This is a genomic window from Pseudomonas sp. MWU349 (assembly GCF_017947325.1).
Taxonomy (GTDB): domain Bacteria; phylum Pseudomonadota; class Gammaproteobacteria; order Pseudomonadales; family Pseudomonadaceae; genus Aquipseudomonas; species Aquipseudomonas protegens.
In genome coordinates, this window is sequence record NZ_JAFEVP010000008.1 from 215,210 (window position 1) to 232,609 (window position 17,400).

Consider the following 17,400-nt stretch of genomic DNA (forward strand, 5'->3'; position numbering starts at 1 on the left):
ATAACCACCCATAAGGGAAGCGGCGATGAGTCTATGGCGTACCACTCCGAACATCGAGCAACTGAACGCGATCCAGAAGAACACCATCGGCGAAGTGCTGGATATTCGCTTCGAGTCCTATGACGAGCAGTCACTGACCGCGAGCATGGTCATCGACCATCGCACCCACCAGCCCTACGGGCTGCTGCACGGCGGGGCCTCGGTGGTGCTGGCGGAAACCGTCGGCTCCATGGCCAGCTACCTGTGCATCGACGCCAGCAAGTTCTACTGCGTGGGGCTGGAGATCAATGCCAATCACCTGCGGGGCTTGCGCACCGGGCGGGTCACGGCGGTGGCCAAGGCCATTCATATCGGGCGCACCACCCATGTCTGGGACATTCGCCTGAGCAGTGATGAAGGCAAGGCCAGTTGCGTCTCGCGCCTGACCATGGCGGTGGTGCCCCTCGGGCAGAACCCGCCGGCGCAATGAGGCAACGCGCCATAGGCTGAGCCTGGGTGTCAGCATTCCTGTCCGTTACGGTCATTGCCCTAGTGCCAGGGCCTGCGGACAATCGGTGTTCGTTTGGTGGATGGATAGGTCGGTATGTCGCAACAGGTGTTTTTCGCTCACGCCAATGGGTTTCCCTCCGGCACGTACGGCAAGTTGTTTGCTGCCCTGGCGCCGGAATTCGAGGTGGCTCATCTGCAGCAGCATGCCCACGACCCGCGCTTTCCGGTGGACGACAACTGGCGCAGCCTGGTGGATGAACTGATCCACCACCTGCAACAGCAGGCCCAGCCGGTCTGGGGCGTGGGGCATTCGTTGGGGGGTGTGCTGCACCTGCACGCGGCCCTGCGCTGCCCGGAACTGTATCGGGGGGTGGTGATGCTCGATTCGCCTGTGCTGACCCGGGCCGACCAATGGGTGATCCGCGCCGCCAAGCGCCTGGGCTTCATCGACCGGCTGACTCCGGCCGGGCGCACCCTGGGGCGCCGCGAAGAGTTTGCCGACATCGAGGCCGCCCGCAGTTACTTCTCCCGCAAGACGCTGTTTCGGGCCTTCGACCCCGATTGCCTGGATGCTTACCTGCAGCACGGCCTGCAGCAGGTGGGGGATCGCTTGCGCCTGCGTTTTGACCCGGCCACCGAAATCAGCATCTACCGCGGCGTGCCCCATACCAGCCCGGGCAGTGCGCGCCAGCTCAAGGTACCGCTGGCGGTGGTGCGCGGACAGCAGAGCCGGGTGGTGATGCGCCATCACACCAGTGCGGTCGGGCGCATGCCCCTGGGCGAGTCGCTGACCATGCCCGGTGGCCACATGTTTCCCCTTGAGCGCCCCCAGGACACCGCGGCGCTGCTCAAGGAGCTGTTCACTCGCTGGCAACGGAGCCCTGCATGAGCCACGCCGTCGAAGAAGTCCGCCTGAACCTGCCGCACATCGAACTGGCGGCCCATCTGTTCGGGCCCGAGGACGGTCTGCCGGTCATCGCCTTGCATGGCTGGCTGGATAACGCCAACAGCTTCGCCCGGCTGGCGCCCAAGCTCGCAGGCCTGCGCATCGTTGCCCTGGACCTGGCGGGCCACGGTCATTCAGGGCATCGCCCGGCAGGGGCCGGCTATGCCCTGTGGGACTACGTCTATGACGTGCTGCAAGCCGCCGAACAACTGGGCTGGAAGCGCTTTGCCCTGATAGGCCATTCCCTGGGGGCGATCGTCTCGCTGGTGCTCTCGGCGGCGATGCCGGAGCGGGTCAGCCACCTGGCCCTGATCGATGGGGTGATCCCGCCGACCGCCAATGGCGAGGACGCCGCCGAGCGCCTGGGCATGGCGTTGCAGGCACAGTTGAATCTGCAGAACAAGAACAAGCCGGTGTACGCCACCCTGGAGCGGGCCATCGAGGCGCGCATGAAGGGCCTGGTGGCGGTCAGCCGCGAGGCGGCCGAACTGCTGGCCCAGCGCGGCCTGATGCCGGTGCCCGGCGGCTATACCTGGCGCAGCGACAGCCGCCTGACCCTGCCTTCGCCGCTGCGCCTGACAGAGGAGCAGGCCATGTCCTTTGTTCAGCGGGTTGCCTGCCCGACACAACTGGTGGTGGCGGCCGATGGCATGCTGGCCAAGCACCAGGCTTTGTTGCAGCGTCTACCCTTCAGCGTTGAGCAGTTGCCCGGGGGGCATCACCTGCACCTCAACGACGAGGCGGGCGCCACCTTTGTCGCAGACTGTTTCAATCGGTTTTTCGCCGTTCCTTGACTTGACGGGATCAACTGTCGAGGCTGGGCGGGTTGAAATGGGAGACAACCATGATAGATCTGTACACCGCTGCGACCCCCAATGGTCACAAGGTTTCCATCCTGCTTGAGGAACTCGGCCTGCCCTATGAGGTGCACGCCTTGAGTTTCGACAAGAAGGAGCAAAAGGCCCCAGCGTTCCTGAAGATCAATCCCAATGGGCGTATTCCGGCCATCGTCGATCGCGACAATGGCGATTTTCCGGTGTTCGAATCCGGCGCGATCCTGGTGTACCTGGCCGAACGCACTGGCCAGTTGTTGCCGGCCGACCCCAAGGGCCGTTCGCTGGTCATGCAATGGCTGATGTTCCAGATGGGCGGGGTCGGGCCCATGCAGGGCCAGGCCAATGTGTTCTTCCGCTATTTCCCGGAGAAGCTGCAAGGCGCCATCGACCGTTATCAGCACGAGACCCGGCGCCTGTACGAAGTGCTCGACAGCCGCCTGCAACAGGCCGAGTACCTGGCCGGCGACTACAGCATTGCCGACATCGCCACCTTCCCCTGGGTGCGCGGCCATGAATGGTCCGGGGTTTCGGTGCAGGGCCTGCAGGCGTTGCAACGCTGGATGGCGGCCCTGGAGGCCCGTCCTGCGGTGCAGCGAGGCTTGCAGGTTCCACAACGCAGCGACGATGCCAGCGTCGTCAAGGGCGCCCAGGCCATGCTTATCCGATGAGAGTTTCCATGCGTTCAATCAGTGTTCTGGGCCTGTCCCTGGCAAGCACCCTGGTGCTTGCCGCCGATTTGCCGGGCAGCCACGACCTGCCCCTGGTCCCCCGTCTGGCCGATGCACAGATCGTCGACTACCGCCCCGAAGTGGAGCAGGAGCGCGTCTACCCCTTGGGTTCGATCCGCCGTATCAGCGGCCAGTTGCGTTTCGATGGCCAGGTCAATGCCCGCGGCAAGCTCACCGCCATCACTTACCAGTTGCCCGCCGAGCGCACATCCAACGAAGCCTTCACCCTGGCCAGGGAGGCGCTGCAAAAGCAGGGCGCCGAGCTGCTGTTCTGGTGCCAGGCACGCGATTGCGGTGAAAGCAGCCTGTGGGCCAACGAAGTATTCGGCAACGCCAAGCTGTTTGGCGCCGATGAACAGCAGGCCTATCTGCTGCTGCGGTTGGCGGCGCCCCAGGACAACTCCCTGGTAGCCCTGTACAGCATCACCCGGGGTAACCGCAGGGCCTACCTGCATGTGGAGCAGTTCGACGCCAGCGCGCCGCTGGGGGACCTGCTACCCACTTCGGCTACCCTGCTGCGCCAGCTCAAGGACACCGGCAAGCTGGACCTGCCGAAACTCGCCGAGCCCCAGCCCACCTGGCTCAACCTGCTGTCCCGCGGGCTTAACCTGGACACCACCCTGCGCATCAGCCTGTCCGGCAAGCAGGCCGAAGCCTGGCGCCAGGCGCTGATTGGCCAGGGCGTGCTGGCCTCGCGGATGGAAACCGGTAGCACCGACGCAGCAGGCCTGCATTTCGAACTACTGCGTTAAGCTGTTTCAGGCAGCCCGCGCTCGCGGGTTCGCCTACTCTTCACTGGTTCTTCTTGCGCGAGACATTTCATGCCCAATAACGATCGCCTGCTGGTGCAGATCCTGCTCCTGGTGCTGTTCGGTGCCAGCTTCTGGGTCATGGCGCCTTTCTGGTCAGCACTGTTCTGGGGCGCCGTGCTGGCGTTTGCCAGTTGGCCGCTGATGCGCCTGCTGACCCGCTGGCTCAATGGCCGCGAATCCCTGGCGGCGGCCCTGCTGACCCTGGGCTGGATGGTGCTGGTGGCCGCGCCACTGGTCTGGCTCGGCCTCAACCTGGCGGACCATGTGCGCGATGCCACGGCCTTCATCAAGGACGTGCAGGTCGACGGCCTGCCCGCCGCTCCAGAGTGGCTCGGCAACCTGCCATTGGTGGGCGAGCGCCTGGTGGGCTTGTGGAACAGCATCGACCAGCAGGGCGCGGCCCTGATGCTGGCGGTCAAACCCTATCTGGGGCAGGTGGGCAACTGGCTGCTGGCTCGCAGCGCGCAGATCGGCGGGGGCATCCTGGAGCTGACCCTGAGCATCGTCTTCGTGTTTTTCTTCTACCGCGATGGCCCGCGCCTGGCGCTGTTCGTGCACAAGTTGCTCGAACGCCTGATTGGCGAGCGCGCCGGCTACTACATCGACCTGGTGGCTGGCACCGTGCAACGGGTAGTCAACGGGGTGATCGGCACCGCGGCGGCCCAGGGCCTGCTGGCGCTGATCGGCTTCCTGATTGCCGGAGTGCCCGGGGCGCTGGTGTTGGGGATCGTCACCTTCCTGCTCAGCCTGATTCCCATGGGCCCGCCCCTGGTATGGATCCCGGCTACCGCCTGGCTGGCCTGGAAAGGCGAATACGGCATGGCGGTGTTCCTGGGGATCTGGGGCACCTTCATCATCAGTGGCGTGGACAACGTGCTCAAACCGTACCTGATCAGCCGCGGCGGCAACCTGCCGCTGGTGATCGTGCTGCTGGGGGTGTTCGGAGGCCTGATCGCCTTCGGTTTTATCGGCCTGTTTATCGGCCCGACCCTGCTGGCGGTGGCCTACAGCCTGTTGCTGGACTGGAGCGCCAGCCAGGCCCGGGCCCAGGAGCCGCGCTGAGCCATCGATTGCCGCTCCCCCGTGAGCGGCAAGGGGCGTCAGGCAGCGACGTTGACGCTGCCACCGAGGCTGCGGGTGTTCAACTGACACTGCTTGCTCAAGTTGGCGATCACCTTGCCCAGGGCTTCGGCAAGGTTTGCCTGCGGGTCCTGGGGGCGCTGTCCTGGTTGCTTCCGGCCTGCAACGCGGCCGTTAGTTCATCGCTGTCGATGCCGCCATTGCTGTCGCGGCCCAGGTCGCGAAAGTGCTTGTCCAGACTGACCAGGATGCCGTTGTCGCTGTTCTGCGACAGGGCGTTTTGAGCTTGTCCTGAGCCACCGCGCCATCATCGTTGCCGTTGAGTTTGGCGAACGGTTCCATGTGCAATGGCTGGCCACGGCTGGTGGTGCTGGAGCTGCAATAGCTCTACCCGTTGCTACTGAGGCTACCGATCATGGGGCCCACTTCCTGCAGATGAATAGCACCGGGGGGGGGGCTCCGGCCCATGCGGCATGGGGGGAATTGCCCTGGCTATTGGCGTTGTGGACCTGGCGCTACACAAGGCACTCAAGGCCTGGGCAGACGCAGTACCGCGGTCAGGCCGCCGCCGGGGGTTTCTTCGAGGATCAGTTGGCCGCCCAGGCGCTCTGCCGCTTCACGGGCGATGGTCATGCCCAGGCCGACGCCGCCGGAGTTGCGGTTGCGCGAGCCCTCCAGGCGAAAGAACGGCTCGAACACCGCTTCACGCTTGTCGGCGGCAATCCCCGGGCCGTGGTCGATGACCCGGATCAGCAGGTGCCCGCGGTCGTCCTCCAGGGCCAGGGTTGCCTGGCCGGCATAGCGCAGGGCGTTGTCCAGCAGGTTATTGATGCACGACTGCAAGGCCATGGGCTGCACCAGCAGGGGGGCGCAATGGCCTTGGGCCTGAGCGTCGGCGCCCTGGTCCTGGGCGTTCTCGCACAGCGACTCCACCAGGGCCTGCACGTCCATCCATTGCTCGGCCTCGCTGGTGCGTTGTTCGTGCAGGTAGCTGAGGGTAGCGTCGAGCATCTTGATCATGTCATCCAGGTCCTGGCGCATCTGCCCTTGCAGCTTGCTGTCCTCGATCTGTTCCAGGCGCAGTTTCAGCCTTGATAACGGGGTGCGCAGGTCGTGGGAGACGGCACCGAGCATGCGCCCGCGTTGCTGCACCTGCTCGCGGATGCGCTTTTGCATCTGGTTGAAGGTGCTGGCCGCTTGCCGGGCTTCCCTTGGGCCCACCTCTTCCAGGGGCGGGCTGTCGAGGTTTTCGCTCAAGCGCTCGGCGGCGGCGCTCAGGCGCTGGATCGGCCGCGACAACAGCTTGGCGCCGTACCAGGCAGCAATGATCAGGGAAATGAACTGGAACGTCAGGGGCACCAGCGGGCCGCCGAACCAGGGCCGTGGCGGGCGCCTGGGATAGGGCGGGGGCGGGCGTTGGGCGTCGCTGAATTGTCCTGGTTCGGGCGGCGGCGGTGGCGCAGGAGGGCGCCCGTAATGGTGAAACCAGAAAAACGCCAGCAGGTGGGCGAGGACGATCGCGATCAGCAAGACGCCGAACAGGCGGCCGAACAACGTATCGAAACGCCCGCGCATCAGCCGATATCCCGGGCGTCGAACAGGTAGCCTTCACCGCGCACGGTCTTGATCAGTTGCGGTGATTTCGGGTCGTCGCCGAGCTTTTGCCGCAGGCGCGAGACCAGCAGGTCGATGCTGCGATCAAAGGCCTCGATGGAGCGGCCGCGGGCCGCGTCCAGCAGTTGCTCTCGGCTCAGTACCCGGCGCGGGCGCTCGATGAACACCCAGAGCAGGCGGAATTCGGCGTTGGACAGCGGCACCACCAGGCCATCGGCGGAGATCAGTTGGCGCAGCACACTGTTCAGGCGCCAGTTGTCGAAGCGGATATTGGCCCGCTGCTCGCTGCGATCGTCGCGCACCCGGCGCAGGATGGTCTGGATCCGGGCCACCAGTTCCCGTGGCTCGAAAGGCTTGGCCATGTAGTCGTCGGCCCCCAGCTCCAGGCCGATGATGCGATCGGTGGGCTCGCAGCGGGCGGTGAGCATGAGGATCGGGATGTCCGATTCGGTACGCAGCCAGCGGCACAGGGACAGGCCGTCTTCGCCGGGCAGCATCAGGTCGAGCACCACCACGTCGAAGTGCTCGGCCTGCAAGGCCTGGCGCATCGCCGCGCCGTCGGTGACGCCGCTGGCGTGAATGTTGAAACGCGCCAGGTAGTCGATCAGCAGCTCGCGGATCGGCACGTCGTCGTCGACGATCAGGGCCCGGGTGTTCCAGCGTTTGTCGTCGCCACTGACCAATGCTTTGGCGTCTTCGTTGAGAGGGGCTGAAGTGTTCTGCATGGGTGCGGTCGTCTGCCAGGTAGGCTGCCGGCGCCTGAGAGCGGCGGCGGGGTTGTGGCTTCAGCATAGGCGTCCAGCCCGGGGGCTGGAAGTGCTGTTCGAAGGTGTTGCGGCTGGCGAGGGTAGCGCCGGGGATTGTTGCCGGCGTGTCGTCAGTGTATCGAGATTGATACAAATGCCGTGGCGTGGGGGGCGTTTGCCGGGAAGGTCGGCCTTCTTGCGCACCGTTGAGGAGGATTTACCTCTGATCGGGTCCCGGAGCGGCGCGGCTTGCGCTACAATCCGCGCCGATTTCGACTTGCCTGAGAGCCCCTTCATGTCCGCCTGCCAGACTCCTATCATCGTCGCCCTGGATTTCCCCACCCGTGACGCCGCACTGAAACTGGCCGATCAACTGGACCCCAAACTGTGCCGGGTCAAGGTCGGCAAGGAGCTGTTCACCAGCTGCGCCGCCGAGATTGTCGGGACCCTGCGGGACAAGGGTTTCGAAGTGTTCCTGGACCTGAAGTTCCACGACATTCCCAACACCACCGCCATGGCGGTCAAGGCCGCCGCGGAAATGGGCGTGTGGATGGTCAATGTGCACTGCTCCGGCGGCCTGCGCATGATGGCTGCCTGCCGCGAGGTGCTGGACCAGCGCAGCGGCCCCAAGCCGCTGCTGATCGGCGTCACCGTGCTTACCAGCATGGAGCGTGAAGACCTGGCCGGTATCGGCCTGGACATCGAGCCCCAGGAGCAGGTGCTGCGCCTGGCGGCCCTGGCGCAGAAAGCCGGCATGGACGGCCTGGTGTGCTCGGCCCTGGAAGCCCAGGCCCTGAAGAGCGCCCATCCGTCCCTGCAACTGGTGACCCCGGGGATTCGCCCGGCGGGCAGCGCCCAGGACGACCAGCGGCGGATCCTCACCCCGCGCCAGGCCCTGGATGCCGGTTCCGATTACCTGGTGATCGGTCGCCCCATCAGCCAGGCGGCCGATCCGGCCAAGGCCCTGGCCGACGTCGTGGCCGAACTGGCCCTGTAACACGCTTCCTCTTGTAGGAGCCGGCTTGCCGGCGATAGCGGTTTTGCGGTTGGCGGCCCTTTCCGGCCGCCGTTGCGGATCGCCGACAAACCGGCTCCTACGGATTCAGACTTTCAGCACCAGCTTGCCGAAGTTCTCGCCGCTGAACAGCTTGCCCAGGGTTTCCGGGAAGGTTTCCAGGCCCTCGACAATATCCTCCTTGCTCTTGAGCTGCCCCTTGGCCATCCAGCCGGCCATTTCCTGCCCGGCTTCGGCGAACTGCGCGGCATAGTCCATCACCACGAACCCCTCCATGCGCGCCCGGTTGACCAGCAGCGACAGGTAGTTGGCCGGCCCCTTGACCGCTTCCTTGTTGTTGTACTGGCTGATGGCGCCGCAGATCACCACCCGCGCCTTGACGTTCAGGCGGCTGAGCACGGCATCGAGGATGTCGCCGCCGACGTTGTCGAAATACACATCGACGCCTTTGGGGCACTCGCGCTTGAGGCCGGCGTGGACGTCTTCGTTCTTGTAGTCGATGGCGCCGTCAAAGCCCAGCTCGTCGATGAGGAACCGGCACTTGTCCTGGCCGCCGGCAATCCCTACCACGCGACAGCCCTTGATCCTGGCGATCTGCCCGGCAATGCTGCCCACCGCGCCGGCGGCCCCGGACAGCACCACGGTGTCGCCGGCCTTGGGCGCGCCCACGTCCAGCAGGGCGAAGTAGGCGGTCATGCCGGTCATGCCCAGGGCCGACAGATAGAGCGGCAGCGGGGCCAGCTTGGGGTCGACCTTGTAGAAGCCCCGGGGCTCGCCGAGGAAGTAGTCCTGCACGCCGAGCGCGCCATTGACGTAGTCGCCCACCGCGAAGTCGGGGTGGCTGGAGGCGATCACCTGGCCCACGCCCAGGGCGCGCATGACCTCGCCGATGGCCACCGGGGCAATGTAGGACTTGCCCTCGTTCATCCAGCCGCGCATGGCTGGGTCCAGGGACAGGTATTCATTCTTCACCAGAATCTGCCCGGCGGCGGGCTCGCCCACTGCCACTTGCTGGTAGGTGAAGGTATCGCGGGTGGCCGGTCCGATGGGGCGTTTGGCGAGCAGGAACTGGCGATTGGTCAGGGCGGTCATGGCAGGCACTCGTGGGATGAATGAACCCCTAGTTGATAGCCCCTTGGCCTCGGTGCCGCAAGGTTTGCCGCTGCAGCGAATGGAGGCCAATCGATCACCCTGATAAAGCCCCCGGCAGATTCATCACCAGAATGCATAAGCATCCAACCGGGCTTTTGATAGTGCTGACGCCACCAGCCCCGGCTGTGGCTAGATTGGGCCGGGTAGCTGACCCGCATTCGATCGAGGATTCCTGTAATGAGCATGACGTTTTCCGGCCAGGTGGCCCTGGTGACCGGCGCAGCCAATGGTATCGGCCAGGCCACTGCCCAGGCATTTGCCGCACAAGGCTTGAAGGTGGTGGTGGCAGACCTGGACACGGCGGGGGGCGAGGGCACCGTGGCGCTGATCCGCCAGGCCGGTGGCGAGGCGCTGTTCGTGCCGTGCAACGTTACCCTGGAGGCGGATGTGCAAAGCCTCATGGCCCGCACCATCGAAGCCTATGGGCGCCTGGATTACGCCTTCAACAATGCCGGTATCGAGATCGAAAAGGGCCGCCTTGCGGAGGGCTCCATGGATGAGTTCGACGCCATCATGGGGGTCAACGTCAAAGGGGTCTGGCTGTGCATGAAGTACCAGTTGCCGCTGCTGCTGGCCCAGGGTGGTGGGGCGATCGTCAACACCGCCTCGGTGGCGGGCCTGGGCGCGGCGCCGAAGATGAGCATCTATGCGGCCTCCAAGCATGCGGTGATCGGCCTGACCAAGTCGGCGGCCATCGAATATGCGAAGAAGAAAATCCGCGTGAACGCGGTATGCCCGGCGGTGATCGACACCGACATGTTCCGCCGTGCCTACGAGGCGGACCCGAAGAAGGCCGAGTTCGCCGCGGCCATGCACCCGGTGGGGCGCATCGGCAAGGTCGAGGAGATCGCCAGCGCGGTGCTCTACCTGTGCAGCGATGGCGCGGCCTTTACCACCGGCCATGCACTGGCGGTCGACGGCGGGGCCACCGCGATCTGATGCCGATGGCCGGGGCCCGATGGAATCGACCTCCAGTGTCCTGAAAACGACCTCGGCGTAGCTTTTTGCCATTATTCCGACGTCAGAGACTTGTGCGCCGGTGCATGCCGTTGCGACCCTTCGCCAAGACAAGATGGCCCTATTGCCATTGGGGATTGGAAGGGGACTGCGCACCATGACTTCGGCCGCAAGTGGACGTTTTGCCAACCTGGGCATGGCAAAGAAACTGGGCATCGGGTTTGCCCTGGTGTTGCTTCTCACGGCTCTGGTGGCGGGGATCGGTGTCTGGTCCCTGCAGACCATCAGCCAGCGCTTCGATGGTCTCAAACAGATGTCCCAGCTCAATAGCGGCGTGCTCAAGGTGCGGCTGCAGGAGCAGGACTACGCCCTGCATGGCGACAGCAAGACCGTGGACAGCCTGCATGAAAGCCTGGAGGGCCTGCAGGCCCTGGCCCAGCAGCTCAAGGTGCGGTCGGCGGCCAACCAGACCGCGATGGGCGATGTGGAGCTGGCGCTGGCGGACTATCGCAAGGCCTTCGACGAGTTCGTCGAGCTGACCCAGGCCAAGGACCTGGCCCTGGAAATGGCCAGTTGGTCGGTGTCCAGCGTGGCCAATAACCTTGACGTGCTGCAGGCCGGGTTGGCGGATGACGGTGCTTATACGCTCAAGGAATCCCAGGGCAAGGACGGTGCCGAATTCATCGAGCAGGCCAATCAGATCAGCCAGGTTTCACGCCTGATGCTGCAGGCCATGAACGAGGCCCGGGTGCGCTTGGATCAGAACCGCAAGGGCGGCGACCAGGAGCCCGCCGAGCAGGGCAAGATCGAGCAGGCCGATCAGGCCCTGGCCCAGGCCGAGCAGTTGAAGGCCACGGTCAAGGATGCGGGCTATCAGACGGTGCTCAACGAAGTCTCGGGGCATATCGGCAACTTCAGCGAGAAGCTCAACGAGTACACCGGGTTGCTGGCCCAGGAGAAGCAGGTCTATCAGCAGTTGCATGAGCGCGCCGCCCAGGTGATGGCGCGGGTTGATCAGGCGTACGGGGCGCAAGAGCAGTCGATGCTGGGGGAGCTGGACAAGAATTCCCTGCTGATCATCGGCTCCTCGGCCTTGGCGCTGTTGGTGGGGCTGTTGGCGGCCTTGAGCGTCACCCGCCTGATCGTGCGCCCGTTGCGCAGTGTGATGCACGTGGCTCAGCAGATCGCAGCCGGTGATCTGACCGCGACCGTGGAGGTGACCCGACGTGACGAGATCGGTCAGTTGATGCAGGCCATGCAGCAGATGGGCAGCGGCCTGAGCGGCATTGTCAGTGGCCTGCAGGCGGGGATCGAGCAACTGGCCAGTTCGGCTCAGTCGCTGTCCACGGTGACCGAGCAGACCAACCTGGAAGTCAGCACCCAGAAGGAAGAAACCGAGCAAGTGGCCACGGCCATGAATCAGATGACCGCCACGGTGCACGATGTGGCGCGCAATGCCGAGGAGGCCGCCCAAGCCGCCCAGGCGGCGGACGACAAGGTCGAAAGTGGCCAGCAAGTGGTGCGCCAGAGCATGCAGCGCATCGAGCAACTGGCGGATTCCGCCAGCCGTGCCAGCAGTGGTATCGAGAGCCTGAGTGCGGAAATCGACAACATCGGTAGCGTGCTGGATGTGATCAAGAGCGTGGCCGAGCAGACCAACCTGCTGGCCCTCAACGCCGCCATCGAAGCCGCCAGGGCCGGGGAGCAGGGCCGGGGGTTTGCGGTGGTGGCCGATGAAGTGCGGGCCCTGGCGAAACGCACGCAGCAGTCCACCGAAGAGATCGCCCGGTTGGTGACGGCTCTGCACGCAGCGGCCGACTCCTCGGTGCAGCAGATCCAGAGCAGTGGCGAGCTGGTGAAGCTGGCGGTCAGCGATGCCCTGCAGACCGAAAGCGCCCTGGGCAGCATTGCCGCGGCGGTGTCATTGATCCAGCAGATGAACCAGCAGATCGCCGCTGCGGCCGAGCAGCAGAGTTCGGTGGCCGAAGAAATCAACCGCAGTGTCACCAGCATTCGCGCCAGTGCCGACCAGTCCTCCCTGGCGATGCAGGGCAACGCCGCGTCGAGCATCGAGCTGGCGCAGTTGGGCGTGGAACTGAAGGGGATGGTGGGGCATTTCCGCTTGTAGCGGCGGGGAGGGCGCAGCGCTTTAAAACCCTTGCCCGGGTGTTCCGGGCAAGGGTTTTTTCTGTCAGTCGTAGATGGCTTTCTTTTTCCAGTCGGCGTCTGCTTCCACGGTCTTGAGGCCCTGGGTCAGCTGGTTGTCTTCGTCCGGGGCAGGTTCCAGGGTCGACAGCACCAGGGCATTGGCCCGGGCCAGGAGTTTGTCCAGGTATTCCAGCTGCTCCTTGTAGACCGCCGGGTCCGGCTGCTTGCGCAGGTACTGCACGCCACGCTCGAAGGCCAGTCGGGCCTGGCCCGGCTGGTTCTGCTGCAGGGCGTACTGGCCCAGGTTGTTGAAGAACTCGATATGCAGCAGCACCAGGATGTGGCGGATCTCCTTGATCCAGCGCTTGGCTTCGTTGGGCTGCAGGAAACCGTCGTGGGCGGCGCGAGTGACCTGGCCGTGCATGGCCTCCAGCAGGAAGCGCACGTCCTTGGCCTTGGCTTCGGTCTGGATCGGTGCCGGCGGGTTGTTCACCGGGATCGACTCGCCCTGGCCTACCAGGGTATTGAGCTCAGCCAGGCGTGCCTTGAGGGCGCTGTCGGTCTTATCGAGGTTGAGCATGCGCTGAACGACGTTCAGCTCCAGTCGCGTCAGCAGCAGCTTGAGGGCTGGTGACATGAACTGGCCGGGGAAGGTTTCGGTGATCTCGCCGCAACGACGCAGGCGATCATTGAGTTCGACCTTGGTGCGGGCTTTTTCCAGTTTGTTGTTTTCCACCACATGGTTCATGTAGCCAATGGCGATCAATAGTGCGATCCCGGCTATTACCAGCAGGGTGATCATGAGTGGTGTCACCGTTAAAACCTCGTTATGGGATTCGCGTGCGAGTGTAGTGGCTTGGCATTTAGACGCATAGCGCCGCTCGACGAGCCGGGCATGGATTGTGCTGCTTATAGAGGGGGCATTTGCCTTGGGGGATCCCAGGGTTCAAATTGCCATCACCGGCTGTGGAGGACTATAACGCCTTGTCGAGTGCCAGAATATAGGCGTCAAAGCGCGGACGGCAGAAAACCCTGGAGCGGGCCTAAAACAGCTCCGAAGTCATTGATTTAAATAAAATTATATATGGGGGTTGACGGCCTCCAAAAGCATCCATAGAATGCGCGCCACTTTCAACGGAAAGCAAATAGCAAAACGTTGAAGGAAGTGAATGCTGTAGCGTGTCCCCTTCGTCTAGTGGCCTAGGACACCGCCCTTTCACGGCGGTAACAGGGGTTCGAGTCCCCTAGGGGACGCCATTGCGGGAATAGCTCAGTTGGTAGAGCACGACCTTGCCAAGGTCGGGGTCGCGAGTTCGAGTCTCGTTTCCCGCTCCAATTTTAAACAGTCTGGCTTTCGGGCGAGGCTGAGTGAAACCAGAAACCGAATCTTCGGATGCGGTTCTGGACACCGAAACACACACCATGTGTTCCGGGTAGCGTGTCCCCTTCGTCTAGTGGCCTAGGACACCGCCCTTTCACGGCGGTAACAGGGGTTCGAGTCCCCTAGGGGACGCCATTTGCGGGAATAGCTCAGTTGGTAGAGCACGACCTTGCCAAGGTCGGGGTCGCGAGTTCGAGTCTCGTTTCCCGCTCCAATTTAAGCAGCACTGCCTTCGGGCGGGGCTGAGTGAAACCAGAACCCAAGTCTTCGGATGCGGCTCTGGGCGCCGAAACACACACCATGTGTTGCGGTTAGCGTGTCCCCTTCGTCTAGTGGCCTAGGACACCGCCCTTTCACGGCGGTAACAGGGGTTCGAGTCCCCTAGGGGACGCCATTTGCGGGAATAGCTCAGTTGGTAGAGCACGACCTTGCCAAGGTCGGGGTCGCGAGTTCGAGTCTCGTTTCCCGCTCCAAATTCACAAGAACGCCGCTCATTGAGCGGCGTTTTTGTTTGCCTGCGATTCAACACTGCAGCCAGTGCCCAGAAAAAAGGCCCGCCAGTACACCTGCGCGGGCCTTTGTCGTTTGCCTTGCCTACAGCGACAGCAGCAACCGCCCGGCGAACAGCAGCAGGATCAGCCCCATGCAGCGCTCGAACCAGTGCCCCAGGCGCATGAACAGCAAGCGCACCCGAGAGCTGGAGAAGAACAGCGCGACGATCACGAACCACAGCGCATTCACCAGGCACATCCAGGCGCCATATAGTGCCTGGATGCTCAGTGGAGTGGTGGCGCTGACCAGGGTGGTGAAGATCGCCAGGAAAAACAGAGTCGCCTTGGGGTTGGTGGCATTGGTCAGAAACCCCGTGGTAAAGGCTCGCAGCAAGGTCTGTTGGGGCTCATCGGCGGGTGCCTCGCCGGGAAGGCTGGTCTTGGCCTTGCTGCGCAGCAGGCTGATTCCCAAGTACAGAATGTAGGCGCCGCCCAGCAGTTTGGCCGCACTCAGCAGCCAGGGCGTGGTGTGCATCAGGGCGCCCACCCCCAGCAGGGTGTAGAGCACGTGCACCGAGATGCCGGCGCCGATGCCCAGGGCGGTACAGACCCCGGTCATGCGGCCAAAGCGCACGCTCTGGCGGATGGTCACGGCAAAATCCGGCCCGGGAGCGACCACTGCGAGAAAGTGAACCAGGGCCAGGGCGAGGAACTCGCCAAGATAGTTGGACAGCATGCGGACTCCGCAAAGCAGGGTGATTGAGTGGCAGGCGGTTTTCAGTCGAGGCTGTAGCTGACCGAAAGGGTGCCTTTCTTGAGTGAGACCGCGGTGATGAGCACCGTGCCCAACTGCTGCAGGTGGCTGACGTGGGTGCCGCCGCAACCATAGGCCGGCAGTTGGCCAAAGCTGATCTGGCGCGAACCGTCCGCCGTTGTGCTGTGTCGTTCCAGGTCGGCCTCTATCCACTGCGCAATCGCGTCCTGCACGCTGGCGCTGTCGATCTCCCGGGGCTGCTCTGCCGGTTTGAACGACACCCGGCCTTCACCTGGCCAGTGATGGGCCTTGATCGGTATCCAGCCCTGGCTTTGCACGAAGTGGCCGATCAGGTGCCCGGCGGAGTGCATGCGGCTGTTGAACTGGCGCACGGCCTCATCGACCCGGGCCTCGAAAATGCCCGGCTCCAGCGGCTGGTCCAGGTAATGCACGATCTGCTCGCCTTCCTGGGCCACCCGCAGAACGGTGGCCTGGCCGATCCAGCCGGTATCGCTGGGCTGGCCGCCACCCTGGGGGTGGAAGGGCGTGGCGTTGAGGGTGACCGCGAATTGCTGTTCGTGGGGGATGCAGCTCAGGACCTCGACGGAGGTCAGTAACTGGTCATTGTCGTAATACAGGCGCCGCGTCATTTCTCTAACCCTGGAATTCAGTGTTTTTTATTATGCGGCCTGGGCAATTGCGTGATAATCCGTTCGAAACTCAATGGACTATTGCGTCATGAGCATAAATCTACCCCTGCCTTTGCTGGCAGAAATGGCCATTTTCGTCAGGGTCGTGGAGACCGGCAGCTTCTCCGAAGCGGCACGCCAGCTGGGCTCCTCGCCTTCGGCGGTCAGCCGCAGCATCTCGCGCCTGGAAAAGGCCCTGGCCACCCGGTTGTTGCAGCGCACCACACGCAAGTTGCGCTTGAGCGACGGTGGCGAAGAGGTGTTCAAGCGTTGCAGTGAAATGGTCAGTGCGGCCCGTTCGGTGATGGAAGTCAGCGGCCAGTTCACCCACGAAGCCGAGGGTGTGGTGCGGGTCAGCGTGCCCAAGGCGGTGGGGCGTTTCGTGGTGCACCCGCACATGCCGGAGTTTCTGCGGCGCTATCCCCAGGTCGATGTGGAACTGCTGCATGAGGACCGCGATGTCGACCTGATCGACGACAACGTCGACCTGGCGATCCGCATCACCGACCGCCCGCCGCCCGGGTTGATCGGCCGCCAGCTGTTGCGCATCGATCACCTGCTCTGCGCCACCCCGCAGTACCTGGCCGAGCACGGCACGCCGGCCCATCCTCAGGACCTGCGCCAGCACAGCTGTATCTACCTGGGCGAGACCCCCAGCGATGCGCGCTGGAAATTTACCCAGGGCAGCAAGGCGGTCACGGTGGGGGTGCGCGGGCGCTATGCGGCCAACCACACCGGGGTGCGCCTGGATGCGCTGCTGCAACACCTGGGGATCGGCAGCCTGCCGTACTTCACCGCGCGCCATGCCCTGGAGCAGGGGCAGATCGTCCAGGTGTTGCCGGAGTGGACCTTCCTGGCCTCCTACCACGGCGGTGCCTGGCTGCTGCATTCACCGACCCGTTACCTGCCGCCCAAGTTGCGGGTTTTCATCGATTACCTGGTGGAATGCCTGGCCAAGGAGCCGACCCTCCACCGCCCGGGCAAAGCGGAACGCCTGCTGTAAGCGCTGGCTTGCCAGCGAATTCTCTGACAAGCCGTCGCTAAAAGGCACCCATGAAAAAGGCCCGCCGGGCGAACCGTGCGGGCCTTGGCTGCGCCGGGCGCAGTGATCAGTGCTTGCTGTCCTGGGCAGAAAGCGCCAGCAGCTGCTTTTCCTGGTTCCAGTCGAAGGGCTCGTCGTTCTGCTCGGCTTCGAAACGGCGCTCTTCCAGGGCCTGGTACAGGTCGATTTCTTCATCGGGCATGTAGTGCAGGCAGTCACCGGCGAAGAACCACAGCAGGTCACGAGGCACCAGGTGGGCGATCTGCGGGTAGCGCTGCATGATCTGGCACAGCAGGTCCTGGCCCAGGTACTGGCTTTCGATCGGGTCGATCGGCAGCGAGGCGCGCAGTTCGTCGAAGCGCTCCAGGAACAGCGCGTGGCTTTCCTCGGGCACCTGTTCGGCTTCACCTACGGCGACCAGGATGCTGCGCAGGTGGTCCAGCAGGACGAGATGATCGGCGACGATGTTGGACATGACAGGGTCCTCAAGAGCAAAACGGGCGCGGGAGTATATAGCTCC

17 protein-coding genes and 6 tRNA genes are annotated in these 17,400 nt (G+C 64.0%); 16 read left to right on the forward strand and 7 right to left on the reverse strand.

Going from position 1 to position 17,400, the window contains the following annotated elements; translation table 11 throughout:
- Window positions 1-25 precede the first annotated feature (25 nt).
- From KCG88_RS28380 to KCG88_RS28405, 6 genes are all read left to right on the forward strand, one after another.
- Window positions 26-469, forward strand: a complete 444-nt coding sequence (locus KCG88_RS28380) for a hotdog fold thioesterase (RefSeq protein ID WP_011060075.1) — start codon at window positions 26-28, stop codon at window positions 467-469.
- Window positions 470-583: 114 nt separating this feature from the next.
- Window positions 584-1,378, forward strand: a complete 795-nt coding sequence (locus KCG88_RS28385) for an alpha/beta hydrolase (RefSeq protein ID WP_011060076.1) — start codon at window positions 584-586, stop codon at window positions 1,376-1,378.
- Entirely contained in the window at window positions 1,375-2,229 is an 855-nt protein-coding gene (locus KCG88_RS28390; protein ID WP_047284656.1) for an alpha/beta hydrolase, read from the forward strand. The genes KCG88_RS28385 and KCG88_RS28390 overlap by 4 nt, the downstream gene beginning before the upstream one ends.
- A gap of 50 nt (window positions 2,230-2,279) precedes the next feature.
- Window positions 2,280-2,939, forward strand: coding sequence for a glutathione S-transferase N-terminal domain-containing protein (locus KCG88_RS28395; RefSeq protein WP_210713601.1), 660 nt, complete (start codon window positions 2,280-2,282; stop codon window positions 2,937-2,939).
- Window positions 2,940-2,947: 8 nt separating this feature from the next.
- On the forward strand, window positions 2,948-3,751 hold the full coding sequence (locus tag KCG88_RS28400; protein WP_047284659.1) for a DUF4892 domain-containing protein: 804 nt from the start codon (window positions 2,948-2,950) through the stop codon (window positions 3,749-3,751).
- A 69-nt stretch (window positions 3,752-3,820) separates the two neighbouring features.
- Complete coding sequence (locus KCG88_RS28405; RefSeq protein WP_011060080.1) at window positions 3,821-4,873, forward strand: AI-2E family transporter; 1,053 nt, start codon at window positions 3,821-3,823, stop codon at window positions 4,871-4,873.
- 546 nt (window positions 4,874-5,419) lie between these two features.
- On the opposite strand, the gene KCG88_RS28410 is transcribed toward KCG88_RS28405, so the two are convergent.
- Both KCG88_RS28410 and KCG88_RS28415 read right to left on the reverse strand, forming a co-directional pair.
- On the reverse strand, window positions 5,420-6,466 hold the full coding sequence (locus KCG88_RS28410) for a HAMP domain-containing sensor histidine kinase (RefSeq protein ID WP_047284664.1): 1,047 nt from the start codon (window positions 6,464-6,466) through the stop codon (window positions 5,420-5,422).
- Window positions 6,466-7,230: a response regulator gene (locus KCG88_RS28415; RefSeq protein ID WP_011060083.1), complete on the reverse strand. Its 765-nt coding sequence runs from the start codon at window positions 7,228-7,230 to the stop codon at window positions 6,466-6,468. The genes KCG88_RS28410 and KCG88_RS28415 overlap by 1 nt, the downstream gene beginning before the upstream one ends.
- 316 nt (window positions 7,231-7,546) lie before the next feature.
- Here KCG88_RS28415 and pyrF point away from each other — a divergent pair, with 316 nt between their 5' ends.
- Entirely contained in the window at window positions 7,547-8,248 is a 702-nt protein-coding gene (pyrF, locus tag KCG88_RS28420; protein WP_011060084.1) for an orotidine-5'-phosphate decarboxylase, read from the forward strand.
- A gap of 105 nt (window positions 8,249-8,353) precedes the next feature.
- Here pyrF and KCG88_RS28425 read toward each other — a convergent pair whose 3' ends face one another.
- Window positions 8,354-9,358 (reverse strand): NADP-dependent oxidoreductase, encoded by a 1,005-nt coding sequence (locus tag KCG88_RS28425; protein ID WP_047284666.1) that lies wholly within the window; start codon window positions 9,356-9,358, stop codon window positions 8,354-8,356.
- Between the two features lie 237 nt (window positions 9,359-9,595).
- On the opposite strand from KCG88_RS28425, the gene KCG88_RS28430 reads away from it, so the two are divergent.
- Window positions 9,596-10,357, forward strand: coding sequence for an SDR family oxidoreductase (locus KCG88_RS28430; RefSeq protein WP_210713602.1), 762 nt, complete (start codon window positions 9,596-9,598; stop codon window positions 10,355-10,357).
- Between the two features lie 175 nt (window positions 10,358-10,532).
- Window positions 10,533-12,503 (forward strand): methyl-accepting chemotaxis protein, encoded by a 1,971-nt coding sequence (locus KCG88_RS28435; protein WP_210713603.1) that lies wholly within the window; start codon window positions 10,533-10,535, stop codon window positions 12,501-12,503.
- Window positions 12,504-12,566: 63 nt separating this feature from the next.
- Here KCG88_RS28435 and KCG88_RS28440 read toward each other — a convergent pair whose 3' ends face one another.
- Window positions 12,567-13,325: a hypothetical protein gene (locus KCG88_RS28440; RefSeq protein WP_047284672.1), complete on the reverse strand. Its 759-nt coding sequence runs from the start codon at window positions 13,323-13,325 to the stop codon at window positions 12,567-12,569.
- A gap of 379 nt (window positions 13,326-13,704) precedes the next feature.
- Here KCG88_RS28440 and KCG88_RS28445 point away from each other — a divergent pair.
- From KCG88_RS28445 to KCG88_RS28470, 6 genes are all read left to right on the forward strand, one after another.
- Window positions 13,705-13,780: transfer RNA gene (locus KCG88_RS28445), tRNA-Glu, on the forward strand.
- A 2-nt stretch (window positions 13,781-13,782) separates the two neighbouring features.
- Window positions 13,783-13,858, forward strand: a tRNA-Gly gene (locus tag KCG88_RS28450).
- A 105-nt stretch (window positions 13,859-13,963) separates the two neighbouring features.
- Window positions 13,964-14,039: transfer RNA gene (locus KCG88_RS28455), tRNA-Glu, on the forward strand.
- Between the two features lie 3 nt (window positions 14,040-14,042).
- Window positions 14,043-14,118, forward strand: a tRNA-Gly gene (locus tag KCG88_RS28460).
- Window positions 14,119-14,222: 104 nt separating this feature from the next.
- A tRNA-Glu gene (locus KCG88_RS28465) sits at window positions 14,223-14,298 on the forward strand.
- A 3-nt stretch (window positions 14,299-14,301) separates the two neighbouring features.
- A tRNA-Gly gene (locus KCG88_RS28470) sits at window positions 14,302-14,377 on the forward strand.
- Window positions 14,378-14,498: 121 nt separating this feature from the next.
- Here KCG88_RS28470 and KCG88_RS28475 read toward each other — a convergent pair.
- The gene (locus KCG88_RS28475) at window positions 14,499-15,131 is read right to left on the reverse strand and encodes a LysE family transporter (protein ID WP_047284684.1); all 633 of its coding nucleotides are present in this window, start codon (window positions 15,129-15,131) and stop codon (window positions 14,499-14,501) included.
- 41 nt (window positions 15,132-15,172) lie between these two features.
- The gene (locus KCG88_RS28480) at window positions 15,173-15,799 is read right to left on the reverse strand and encodes an alanyl-tRNA editing protein (protein WP_210713604.1); all 627 of its coding nucleotides are present in this window, start codon (window positions 15,797-15,799) and stop codon (window positions 15,173-15,175) included.
- A gap of 88 nt (window positions 15,800-15,887) precedes the next feature.
- Between KCG88_RS28480 and KCG88_RS28485 the strand changes: the two genes are divergently transcribed.
- Window positions 15,888-16,841 (forward strand): LysR family transcriptional regulator, encoded by a 954-nt coding sequence (locus KCG88_RS28485; RefSeq protein ID WP_210713605.1) that lies wholly within the window; start codon window positions 15,888-15,890, stop codon window positions 16,839-16,841.
- Window positions 16,842-16,947: 106 nt separating this feature from the next.
- On the opposite strand, the gene KCG88_RS28490 is transcribed toward KCG88_RS28485, so the two are convergent.
- Window positions 16,948-17,355: a PA2817 family protein gene (locus KCG88_RS28490; RefSeq protein WP_011060092.1), complete on the reverse strand. Its 408-nt coding sequence runs from the start codon at window positions 17,353-17,355 to the stop codon at window positions 16,948-16,950.
- Window positions 17,356-17,400 lie beyond the last annotated feature (45 nt).

What these genes read in the sequence shown, in the direction of transcription:
- KCG88_RS28390 (WP_047284656.1), top strand. Translation starts at nt 1,375, where the DNA reads ATGAGCCACGCCGTCGAAGAAGTCCGCCTGAACCTGCCGCACATCGAA.
- KCG88_RS28480 (WP_210713604.1), bottom strand. Translation starts at nt 15,799, where the DNA reads ATGACGCGGCGCCTGTATTACGACAATGACCAGTTACTGACCTCCGTC.
- KCG88_RS28405 (WP_011060080.1), top strand. Translation starts at nt 3,821, where the DNA reads ATGCCCAATAACGATCGCCTGCTGGTGCAGATCCTGCTCCTGGTGCTG.
- KCG88_RS28435 (WP_210713603.1), top strand. Translation starts at nt 10,533, where the DNA reads ATGACTTCGGCCGCAAGTGGACGTTTTGCCAACCTGGGCATGGCAAAG.
- pyrF (WP_011060084.1), top strand. Translation starts at nt 7,547, where the DNA reads ATGTCCGCCTGCCAGACTCCTATCATCGTCGCCCTGGATTTCCCCACC.
- KCG88_RS28430 (WP_210713602.1), top strand. Translation starts at nt 9,596, where the DNA reads ATGAGCATGACGTTTTCCGGCCAGGTGGCCCTGGTGACCGGCGCAGCC.
- KCG88_RS28485 (WP_210713605.1), top strand. Translation starts at nt 15,888, where the DNA reads ATGAGCATAAATCTACCCCTGCCTTTGCTGGCAGAAATGGCCATTTTC.
- KCG88_RS28380 (WP_011060075.1), top strand. Translation starts at nt 26, where the DNA reads ATGAGTCTATGGCGTACCACTCCGAACATCGAGCAACTGAACGCGATC.
- KCG88_RS28425 (WP_047284666.1), bottom strand. Translation starts at nt 9,358, where the DNA reads ATGACCGCCCTGACCAATCGCCAGTTCCTGCTCGCCAAACGCCCCATC.
- KCG88_RS28410 (WP_047284664.1), bottom strand. Translation starts at nt 6,466, where the DNA reads ATGCGCGGGCGTTTCGATACGTTGTTCGGCCGCCTGTTCGGCGTCTTG.
- KCG88_RS28395 (WP_210713601.1), top strand. Translation starts at nt 2,280, where the DNA reads ATGATAGATCTGTACACCGCTGCGACCCCCAATGGTCACAAGGTTTCC.
- KCG88_RS28490 (WP_011060092.1), bottom strand. Translation starts at nt 17,355, where the DNA reads ATGTCCAACATCGTCGCCGATCATCTCGTCCTGCTGGACCACCTGCGC.
- KCG88_RS28385 (WP_011060076.1), top strand. Translation starts at nt 584, where the DNA reads ATGTCGCAACAGGTGTTTTTCGCTCACGCCAATGGGTTTCCCTCCGGC.
- KCG88_RS28415 (WP_011060083.1), bottom strand. Translation starts at nt 7,230, where the DNA reads ATGCAGAACACTTCAGCCCCTCTCAACGAAGACGCCAAAGCATTGGTC.
- KCG88_RS28440 (WP_047284672.1), bottom strand. Translation starts at nt 13,325, where the DNA reads ATGATCACCCTGCTGGTAATAGCCGGGATCGCACTATTGATCGCCATT.
- KCG88_RS28475 (WP_047284684.1), bottom strand. Translation starts at nt 15,131, where the DNA reads ATGCTGTCCAACTATCTTGGCGAGTTCCTCGCCCTGGCCCTGGTTCAC.
- KCG88_RS28400 (WP_047284659.1), top strand. Translation starts at nt 2,948, where the DNA reads ATGCGTTCAATCAGTGTTCTGGGCCTGTCCCTGGCAAGCACCCTGGTG.